At 44.1% G+C, this 8,748-nt stretch carries 12 protein-coding genes; 1 reads left to right on the top strand and 11 read right to left on the bottom strand.

All coding sequences use genetic code 11. The features are described 5' to 3' along the window. Together RAC86_RS31155 and RAC86_RS31150 are read right to left on the bottom strand one after the other, a co-directional pair. The coding region (locus RAC86_RS31155) for a YwmB family TATA-box binding protein (RefSeq protein ID WP_377886388.1) at positions 1 to 588 on the bottom strand (588 nt) is incomplete at its 3' end. A 134-nt stretch (positions 589 to 722) separates the two neighbouring features. Continuing rightward, positions 723 to 953 (bottom strand): DUF1146 family protein, encoded by a 231-nt coding sequence (locus RAC86_RS31150; protein ID WP_003227691.1) that lies wholly within the window; start codon positions 951 to 953, stop codon positions 723 to 725. A gap of 169 nt (positions 954 to 1,122) precedes the next feature. Between RAC86_RS31150 and RAC86_RS31145 the strand changes: the two genes are divergently transcribed. Continuing rightward, a complete protein-coding gene (locus RAC86_RS31145; RefSeq protein WP_377886387.1) occupies positions 1,123 to 1,596 on the top strand; it encodes a hypothetical protein in 474 nt (157 codons plus the stop codon). A gap of 33 nt (positions 1,597 to 1,629) precedes the next feature. On the opposite strand, the gene RAC86_RS31140 is transcribed toward RAC86_RS31145, so the two are convergent. From RAC86_RS31140 to atpI, 9 genes are all read right to left on the bottom strand, one after another. Next, a complete protein-coding gene (locus RAC86_RS31140) occupies positions 1,630 to 2,028 on the bottom strand; it encodes a F0F1 ATP synthase subunit epsilon (RefSeq protein ID WP_014478254.1) in 399 nt (132 codons plus the stop codon). Positions 2,029 to 2,051: 23 nt separating this feature from the next. Continuing rightward, on the bottom strand, positions 2,052 to 3,473 hold the full coding sequence (atpD, locus tag RAC86_RS31135; protein WP_003227686.1) for a F0F1 ATP synthase subunit beta: 1,422 nt from the start codon (positions 3,471 to 3,473) through the stop codon (positions 2,052 to 2,054). A 25-nt stretch (positions 3,474 to 3,498) separates the two neighbouring features. Further along, the gene (gene atpG, locus RAC86_RS31130) at positions 3,499 to 4,362 is read right to left on the bottom strand and encodes an ATP synthase F1 subunit gamma (RefSeq protein ID WP_014481185.1); all 864 of its coding nucleotides are present in this window, start codon (positions 4,360 to 4,362) and stop codon (positions 3,499 to 3,501) included. 76 nt (positions 4,363 to 4,438) lie between these two features. After that, positions 4,439 to 5,947 carry a F0F1 ATP synthase subunit alpha gene (atpA, locus tag RAC86_RS31125; RefSeq protein WP_014481186.1) on the bottom strand — a complete coding sequence of 503 codons (1,509 nt, stop codon included), beginning with the start codon at positions 5,945 to 5,947 and terminating at the stop codon, positions 4,439 to 4,441. A gap of 16 nt (positions 5,948 to 5,963) precedes the next feature. Beyond that, positions 5,964 to 6,509, bottom strand: coding sequence for a F0F1 ATP synthase subunit delta (locus tag RAC86_RS31120; RefSeq protein WP_072175618.1), 546 nt, complete (start codon positions 6,507 to 6,509; stop codon positions 5,964 to 5,966). Continuing rightward, the gene (gene atpF / locus RAC86_RS31115) at positions 6,506 to 7,018 is read right to left on the bottom strand and encodes a F0F1 ATP synthase subunit B (protein WP_003244051.1); all 513 of its coding nucleotides are present in this window, start codon (positions 7,016 to 7,018) and stop codon (positions 6,506 to 6,508) included. Before atpF ends, RAC86_RS31120 begins: the two co-directional genes overlap by 4 nt. Before the next feature lie 162 nt (positions 7,019 to 7,180). Beyond that, the gene (gene atpE / locus RAC86_RS31110; RefSeq protein WP_003151167.1) at positions 7,181 to 7,393 is read right to left on the bottom strand and encodes a F0F1 ATP synthase subunit C; all 213 of its coding nucleotides are present in this window, start codon (positions 7,391 to 7,393) and stop codon (positions 7,181 to 7,183) included. Positions 7,394 to 7,438: 45 nt separating this feature from the next. Further along, positions 7,439 to 8,173, bottom strand: a complete 735-nt coding sequence (gene atpB, locus RAC86_RS31105; protein WP_003242621.1) for a F0F1 ATP synthase subunit A — start codon at positions 8,171 to 8,173, stop codon at positions 7,439 to 7,441. A gap of 7 nt (positions 8,174 to 8,180) precedes the next feature. Beyond that, positions 8,181 to 8,564, bottom strand: a complete 384-nt coding sequence (gene atpI / locus RAC86_RS31100) for an ATP synthase subunit I (protein ID WP_003243159.1) — start codon at positions 8,562 to 8,564, stop codon at positions 8,181 to 8,183. Positions 8,565 to 8,748 lie beyond the last annotated feature (184 nt).

Below are 8,748 nucleotides of genomic sequence, written 5' to 3'. Positions count from 1 at the left end.
ATTTGGCTCCACTACATGTTCTACTGATCTTGCTTGAAATTCATTTAATAACTGATTTGCTTTTTTTTGCAAAACAATATTCATATTATCATCTAAGTGACCATTTAGACAAGTAAAAATAACTACTTTTTCTTGGAATATCCCAAGTGTCTCCCGTTCAAACTGTTCATATGTATCATTCCAGCTATCCGGTGTCTCTAGACTCATTTGCTCATATAATAAATACGAAGTTGGATTGTGTTTTTTGAGGGTTGTGACAAGCTGCAGTCTAAAAGAAGTACGATTTTTTTTGTCAGTATATGTGCCAATTGCCTTTATCATTTTATCTTCCCGTGCAATCATCCAATCATATTGACGATACTCTGATTTTAAACGTTGCACTTTTTGATAAAATTCTTTTTCGGTCAGTGACATATTTTGTTTTGCATGCAATGTCCACTTATCTATTGACACATCTTGGCGTTCCATCCCCTCTGCCATCTGTGCTAACGGTGTTAATTCACTCGCATGAATGGTATGGAAAACAGCAATGACGAAGCTTAACATGACGGAAATGATAATAGCGTGGCTTACTTGTTTTTTCTTCATGTTCATCTCTCCCCCTTATCCCCAGTTTTACCGGAGGCAAGAGGCGCCATACGTAAAAATCTTCGTCAAAACTCGAGCTATTCGCCTCAACCCGCTTCTCCCAACCATTTAATGATAATAATGTTCAAAACCTATTAAAATAGATAGGGAAGCTGCTGTGAATAATTGAGGTAATCTAAAAAGAAATTGGCAACGGCCGTTCCAATGGCGATTGTCAGCAAAATCATCAGAAGTCTTGCCTGCACGACTTTGCCTTTTTTGATTAACGGATCTATATTGACGGCTTGCAACGCCCACCAAGTCACTGCTATAAAAATCAGGTGAACGACAATGCCGATTGCAGCCTGCTGTCCCAATACACTCATCTATTACACTCCTTTCTCTGCGTTCATACCCTTTCTTATTATATAAGAAGCACAGATAAAGATGATACATTTTATACAGAACGGAATAATCACCCAAATCTAGGGCTAATCCCCGCTTAAAGTGCGATTCTTTTACATGGTATACTTTATTGGAAAGGAGCTGACAAATGTGAATCATTCTTTTTTTCAGCCTGAAAAGCAATATGGTGAGGCCCTGCCAATTTTTGATCAGGAATGGGAAGCAATTGCATTCTATTATGATTATAGACAGTCACAGATTGAAGAACTGAATGAATTGTGTCAGTTTTTTAACATTTCTCTTACCTATACGAGAGAAAGCCTTGAAGAGCTTGAAAACCTCTATTTTCAAAGTATACAAGAACTTTTGCTTGCTGATTGGAATCTTCCTATTGAAGAATTCGAGAAAATGATTAGTGTTTATCTTATAGATTGTGTGATTGCCCGCCATGAAGATGCTGAATGGGTTGTAAAACCTTATCCCTATAAAGACGGCGCTTATACACTTGGCTTTAGAAGACATCACAAATCGTGGCATACAATGAATGCCTGTGATGGTTTATACCTGCGTCCAAAAGAGGATCGCCCGCTGTTATCGCTGTTTGATTCTCTTGTGCGTTCATAAAAAAATCCTTCTCATAAAGAGAAGGATTTTTTCTTATTTCCCTGCTACATCCAATCTGTTCAAAGCCCGCTGTAACGCAAGCTCAGCCCGACGAATGTCAGTATCATCTGATTGAGAATTCAAACGCTCCTGCGCCCGCTGGCGTGCAGCTTCAGCGCGCTCTTTATCGATGCCTTCTGCTGTCTCGGCAGCCTGGGCAAGGATGGTGACCTGATCAGGACGGACTTCGACAAATCCGCCGCTGACGGCAACCATTTCAGTCTGTCCGTCTTTTTTCAGACGGACAGCGCCGATTTTAAGAGGAGCCACGGTTGGAATATGGCCTGGCAAAATACCGAGATCGCCGCTTTCGGCTCTCACACTCACCATTTCGATATCCGCATCGTATACTGGGCCGTCGGGAGTAACGATATTGACTTTAACGGTCTTCATGCTTTTACCCTCCTAGGACCAGATTAAACTTCTACACCCATTTCTTTTGCTTTCTCAACAACTTCTTCGATACGGCCTACAAGACGGAACGCATCTTCTGGAAGATGGTCGTATTTACCGGCTAAGATTTCTTTGAAGCCTTGTACCGTCTCTTTTACAGGCACGTAAGAACCTTTTTGTCCAGTGAACTGTTCAGCCACGTGGAAGTTCTGAGAAAGGAAGAACTGGATACGGCGTGCGCGGTGAACGACAAGTTTGTCTTCCTCGCCTAATTCATCCATACCGAGAATCGCAATGATATCTTGAAGCTCTTTGTAACGCTGAAGTGTTGACTGTACTTCACGCGCAACTGCATAATGCTCTTCTCCGACAATTTCAGGAGCAAGGGCGCGTGATGTAGATGCCAACGGATCAACCGCAGGGTAAATACCCATTTCAGTTAATTTACGCTCAAGGTTTGTTGTCGCATCCAAGTGAGCGAACGTTGTCGCCGGTGCCGGGTCAGTGTAGTCATCGGCAGGCACGTAGATCGCCTGGATAGATGTAACTGATCCAACGTTCGTAGACGTGATACGCTCTTGGAGCTGACCCATCTCAGTTGCAAGCGTCGGCTGATAACCAACCGCTGAAGGCATACGGCCAAGAAGGGCTGAAACCTCTGAACCCGCTTGTGTGAAACGGAAAATGTTATCGATAAAGAACAGTACGTCCTGTCCTTGTACATCACGGAAGTGCTCAGCCATTGTAAGGCCTGTCAAAGCAACACGCATACGTGCGCCCGGCGGCTCGTTCATTTGTCCGAATACCATGGCTGTTTTGTTGATTACGCCAGAGTCACTCATTTCGTAGAAAAGGTCGTTTCCTTCACGAGTACGCTCTCCTACGCCGGCGAATACAGAGATACCGCCGTGCTCTTGCGCGATGTTGTTGATTAATTCCTGGATTAATACGGTTTTACCTACACCGGCACCACCGAACAATCCGATTTTACCACCCTTAATGTAAGGAGCAAGCAAATCAACAACTTTAATACCTGTTTCAAGAATTTCAACTTCTGTTGAAAGCTGATCGAATGAAGGCGCCTGTCTGTGAATCGGATCCTTTTTCGCATCCGCAGGAACCGGCTCATTCAAATCAATATTTTCTCCGAGAACGTTAAATACACGTCCAAGTGTTACATCACCAACCGGTACTGAGATTGGCGCTCCTGTATCTACAGCTTCCATACCGCGCTGAACACCATCTGTAGATGCCATTGCGATTGTACGGACTGTATCATCACCTAAATGAAGAGCGACCTCAAGCGTTAAATCAATACCTACTTCGTTTTCACTTGCAGCTGGCTGTGAAATTTTAATCGCATTATAAATTTCAGGCAAGTGACCGTCTTCAAAACGCACGTCGACGACCGGTCCTAATACCTGGCTAACGCGTCCTTTCTTCATCGCTATCCCTCCTGACAAAATCTTTCTATTCTAAAGCGGCTGCTCCGCCGACAATTTCCGTAATTTCTTGTGTGATGGCTGCTTGGCGAGCGCGGTTGTAAGAAAGCGAAAGTGAATCGATAAGTTCCTTCGCGTTGTCTGTCGCATTTTTCATCGCCGTCATTCTTGCAGCGTGCTCACTTGCTTTACTGTCAAGAAGCGCACCGAAGATTAAGCTTTCTGCATATTGAGGAAGCAAAACCTCCAGAACCTCCTCTTCAGATGGTTCAAATTCATAAGACGCCGTTCTTTTTCCGCCGCCGCTGCCCAAATCAGATAACGGCAGAAGTTTTTTCTCCGTTACTTCTTGAGTAATGGCGCTGACAAAATGGTTATAAACAAGGTGCAATTCATCAAACGCACCGTCTATAAACATTTGGATCGTTTGACGGGCAAGATCTTTAATTTCTGTAAACGTCACTTCATCCCCAAGTCCTGTTAACTCGGAAATGATCGGAATCTCACGTTTCTTAAAGAAATCACGGCCCACTCTTCCGATGGCAATCACCGCATACTCATCCTTAGACTGATGACGTTCTTGCATGGCCTGATAAGCATTCCGTAAAACCGAACTGTTAAAAGCGCCGGCAAGACCGCGGTCAGACGTAATGACAAGGTATGCCGTTTTTTTCACTTCTCTGCTGAGAAGCATCGGGTGCTTCACGTTGCCGGAAACTCTTCCGACGTTTGACACAACCTCTTGGATTTTATCCATATATGGCACAAATGATTTTGCATTGTTTTCAGCACGATTCAGCTTAGCCGCAGATACCATCTGCATGGCTTTTGTAATCTGACTTGTTTTTTTCGTTGACGTGATCCTTGACTTAATATCGCGTAATGAGGCCAAAGATTTCACCACCTTTTCTCTTCATCTGCGTAAAAAGAGAGAAAAAGAGAACCTTTTTCTCTCATCAGCATTCGAGTTAGTTGCTTGGTGCAAATGTGCGTTTGAAGCCTTCGATTGCAGCATTGAAGTCTTCATCAGCAGGAAGGTTTCCTGTTTTCGCAATTCCGTCAAGCAGGTCTTTATGGTTTTGGTCAAGGTACATGTAGTACTCTTCTTCAAAACGTCTGATATCCGCCACAGGAATATCATCGAGATATCCTTTTGTCAGCGCATAAAGAATGGCTACTTGCTTTTCAACCGGAAGCGGCTTGTTCAGATCCTGCTTCAGCACTTCAACTGTACGCGCACCGCGGTTCAGTTTTGCCTGAGTCGCTTGGTCGAGGTCAGAACCGAATTGAGCGAATGCTTCCAGTTCACGGTATGACGCAAGGTCAAGACGCAAAGTACCTGATACTTTTTTCATCGCTTTGATTTGCGCTGAGCCGCCGACACGGGATACAGACAATCCGGCGTTGATCGCTGGACGTACGCCTGAGAAGAACAAATCAGATTGCAGGAAGATCTGTCCGTCGGTGATGGAAATGACGTTCGTCGGAATATAAGCAGAGATATCTCCGGCTTGTGTTTCTACGAACGGCAGAGCTGTAATTGATCCTGCGCCTTTCGCGTCGCTAAGCTTTGCTGCACGCTCAAGCAGACGGGAATGAAGATAGAATACATCCCCAGGGAACGCTTCACGGCCTGGCGGACGGCGAAGAAGCAAGGACAGCTCACGGTAAGCAGCCGCTTGTTTAGAAAGATCATCGTATACAACAAGAACGTGCTTGCCGCTGTACATAAATTCTTCCGCCATTGTAACCCCAGCATACGGTGCCAGGTACAGAAGCGGTGCCGGCTGTGACGCAGACGCCGTTACAACAATTGTATAATCAAGCGCGCCGTGTTTACGCAATGTTTCTACTACGCCGCGGACTGTTGATTCTTTTTGGCCGATCGCAACATATACGCAGATCATGTCTTGGTCTTTTTGGTTCAGGATCGCATCGATCGCAACAGATGTTTTACCTGTTTGACGATCACCGATGATCAGTTCACGCTGGCCGCGGCCGATTGGAATCAGTGCATCGATCGCTTTGATACCGGTTTGAAGCGGTTCATGAACGGATTTACGGTCCATAACGCCTGGTGCAGGGCTCTCAATCGGACGAGTTTTGCTTGTAAGGATCGGGCCAAGTCCGTCTACCGGCTGGCCTAACGGATTTACAATACGGCCGATTAACTCTTCACCAACAGGAACCTCCATGATGCGGCCTGTTCTTTTTACTTCGTCTCCCTCACGGATCTCACTGAAAGGTCCTAAGATGACGATACCTACGTTTGATTCTTCAAGGTTTTGAGCCATACCCAAAACACCGTTTGAAAATTCGACAAGTTCACCGGCCATACAATTGTCAAGGCCGTGTACACGAGCAATACCGTCACCGACTTGGATGACTGTACCTACGTCTTGAACTTCAATATCAGATTGATAATTTTGTATTTGCTGTTTTATCAGCGTGCTAATCTCTTCAGCTTTGATGCTCACTTAGGTTTCACCCCTTCTATCGATTTTCCCCGGCTAATTGACGTTCAATGCGCTGAAGCTTCCCGCTTACGCTGCCGTCATAAATCCGGTTTCCAATGCGGACTTTAATGCCGCCTATTAAATCCGTCTGCACTTCATTTCTGATTCTCAGTGAAGCGACTCCGGCTTTTTTTGCAAACACTTGTGATAATGGTAAAATTTCCGCATCCGTCAGCGGTTTCACTGAATATACGATTGCGTCTTCTGTTTGACGGGCCACATTTGCGAGTTTGATAAACTCATCTGTGAGCTCAGGCACAATCGCGGCACGATGGCGGTCAATCAAAAGAAAAATCGTATTAAGCACGGACTGTGACAAAGAGCCAAATGCATTTTGGATCAGCTCTTTTTTCTTCGCAGCCGGCACCTTCGGATGGTTCAACACATCATTAAGCGCTTTTTCATTTTGAAATACTTGTTTTACAACAGTTAGCTCTTCTTCTACTTGATTCAGCTGAGCGGACTCATTGGCTATATCAAAAAGAGCTGATGCATATCGTTTAGAGACAGCTGATCCACTCATCGGCTTTCTCCTACCTCTTTAAGATAGTCCTGGATCAATTTCTCTTGCGCTTGTTCATCCAGTTCTTTTTCGATCACTTTCGACGCAATCATGACAGAAAGAGACGCTACTTGCTCACGGAGAGCAGAAACCGCCTGTTCTTTTTCCTTCACGATTTCAGTTCTTGCTGCTTCTTTCAGACGTTCAGATTCTGCACGTGCAGCCTGAATAATCTCTTCTTTTTGCTTCTCTCCCAGTTTCTTTGCGTTTTCGATAAGAGTTTGGGATTCTTGTCTTGCTTCTTTTAAAAGAACGCGCTGCTCTTCAATCAGCTGCTGCGCTTCTTTATTTTTTTCTTCAGCAGACGTAATTTCTCCAGCGATGTGGTCTTCACGCTGTTTCATTATGTTTAATAGCGGCCCTAAAGCGTATTTCTTCAGAAGCGCTAATAAGATTAACATAGCTAACAGTTGGAACAGGATATCTCCGCCGTTAAACGACAATCCTAGTTCAAGTGGTAATTGAGACATCTACTACGGCAACTCCCTTCTGCAGGTTTTTCTTTGCTGATCCAGCAGCCGCACTTGTCTCTTTTCAGCCGGCAAGGCGGGATGCTTATCAGACATAAAGCAATGGCGAAGGTTCTCTTGGAATGATCTTCGCCATTTTTAGTTCATATAAGGCTTTTATGCTTAGCCAAAGAACGCTAAGAATGCGATAACGACAGCGATAATAGGAAGGGCTTCAACTAATGCGATACCCATGAACATAAGAGTTCTCAGTTCTTTACCTGCTTCCGGCTGACGGGCAATCCCCTCTACCGTACGTGAAACAATCAAACCGTTACCAATACCTGCACCAAGTGCGCCTAAACCAATTGCAATCGCAGCTGCTATTAAATTCATGAAAAAGTTCCTCCTTTAAAATGTTATCCGTTTGGATATAATGTTTTAATGATCATGACTGATTTTATGAGACATGTACACCATCGTCAGCATTGTAAAGATAAATGCCTGGATAGCACCAATAAATAAACTGAATGCTTGCCATGCCAGCATCGGCAGAATGGCACCGATTGTACCGACAAGACCGAGAGCCACGCTTTGCGAATAATGGCTTGTTGCTAATCCCGCAAGCAGGCCGAGAAGAATCTCACCGGCGAAGATGTTACCATACAGCCGCAAACCTAGAGTCAGCGTATTCGCAAACTCTTCGATGATTTTCATCGGGAGCATGAATGGAACAGGTCTTAAATAGTCTTTGGAATATTCCTTGAGCCCTTTCATCTTCACACCATAGTAGTGGGTTAAAGCAACAACCATCACGGCTAGCGTTAATGTAATGGCAGGATCGGCTGTCGGAGACTTCCACCAGAGCTCATGTCCGATTGTAATAGAGAACGGCAGCCCCAGCATATTCGACACAAATATGTACATCAGCAATGTGACACCAAGTGCCAAGAAGTTAGCCCCTGTTTTTAAATCCATTGTACTGCCAATAATATTGCGGACGAAATCAACAATCCATTCCATAAAGTTCTGGGCTTTTCCGGGACGGATCGAAAGCGTTCTTGTCGTCAATATAGCAATCAATAAAACAATCACACTCGCCACAGTAATCATCAGAATGTTTGTCAGATTAAAAGTAAGACCTAGAAATTCTATAGTTCTGTAACCATGATTCAAAGGGTTTTCACCTCTCTTCCATTGATGAACGTTTAAGCTGGATAAAGGAATCTATCATAATGACAGGGTATATTGTCATTAATCCAATAACTGTACTTGCCATATGAAAGTATTCGGGATTTTTATAGGCAACAGCCACAGCAAGAATCGCATTGCACCACCGCGCTGCGCTCCCGAGAGATCGTATGGACTTTCCTTTCTCAACAGCTCTGTCAAAAGCATTCATTCTTCTGACGAGCAGTAAAAAATTAAACAAACTGAAAACAGTTCCCAGAATAAGGCCTAAAAAAACGGTTTTATACGCTGTTAAACCATAACCCAGTACATACACTGCCAAAATGAACAATAAATATTTGCGTTGTCTGCTAAATGTAAGCTTGGGATCGTCCATCAATTATCTGTCTCCTGATGAAAAAATAATGTATAGCTTGGATACGGCAAAAATCAGCGGTTAACCCTTAGTAGAAGACCTTTTTTGACCGGCAAAACGGGCCTGTTCGAAAAAATCATTCATCCGCAAGCCTTGCAGGGATGCTGTTTCATTCGCTTAAATAAATCCTCATAATACGGGTTTG

Source organism: Bacillus sp. LR_5 (genome assembly GCF_042709275.1).
This window is presented reverse-complemented; position numbering and strand designations above follow the sequence as displayed.

What these genes read in the sequence shown, in the direction of transcription:
- RAC86_RS31150 (WP_003227691.1), bottom strand. Translation starts at nt 953, where the DNA reads ATGAGTGTATTGGGACAGCAGGCTGCAATCGGCATTGTCGTTCACCTG.
- atpE (WP_003151167.1), bottom strand. Translation starts at nt 7,393, where the DNA reads ATGAATTTAATAGCAGCTGCGATTGCAATTGGTTTAGGCGCACTTGGT.
- atpD (WP_003227686.1), bottom strand. Translation starts at nt 3,473, where the DNA reads ATGAAGAAAGGACGCGTTAGCCAGGTATTAGGACCGGTCGTCGACGTG.
- RAC86_RS31140 (WP_014478254.1), bottom strand. Translation starts at nt 2,028, where the DNA reads ATGAAGACCGTTAAAGTCAATATCGTTACTCCCGACGGCCCAGTATAC.
- atpF (WP_003244051.1), bottom strand. Translation starts at nt 7,018, where the DNA reads ATGTCTCAATTACCACTTGAACTAGGATTGTCGTTTAACGGCGGAGAT.
- atpI (WP_003243159.1), bottom strand. Translation starts at nt 8,564, where the DNA reads ATGGACGATCCCAAGCTTACATTTAGCAGACAACGCAAATATTTATTG.
- RAC86_RS31120 (WP_072175618.1), bottom strand. Translation starts at nt 6,509, where the DNA reads ATGAGTGGATCAGCTGTCTCTAAACGATATGCATCAGCTCTTTTTGAT.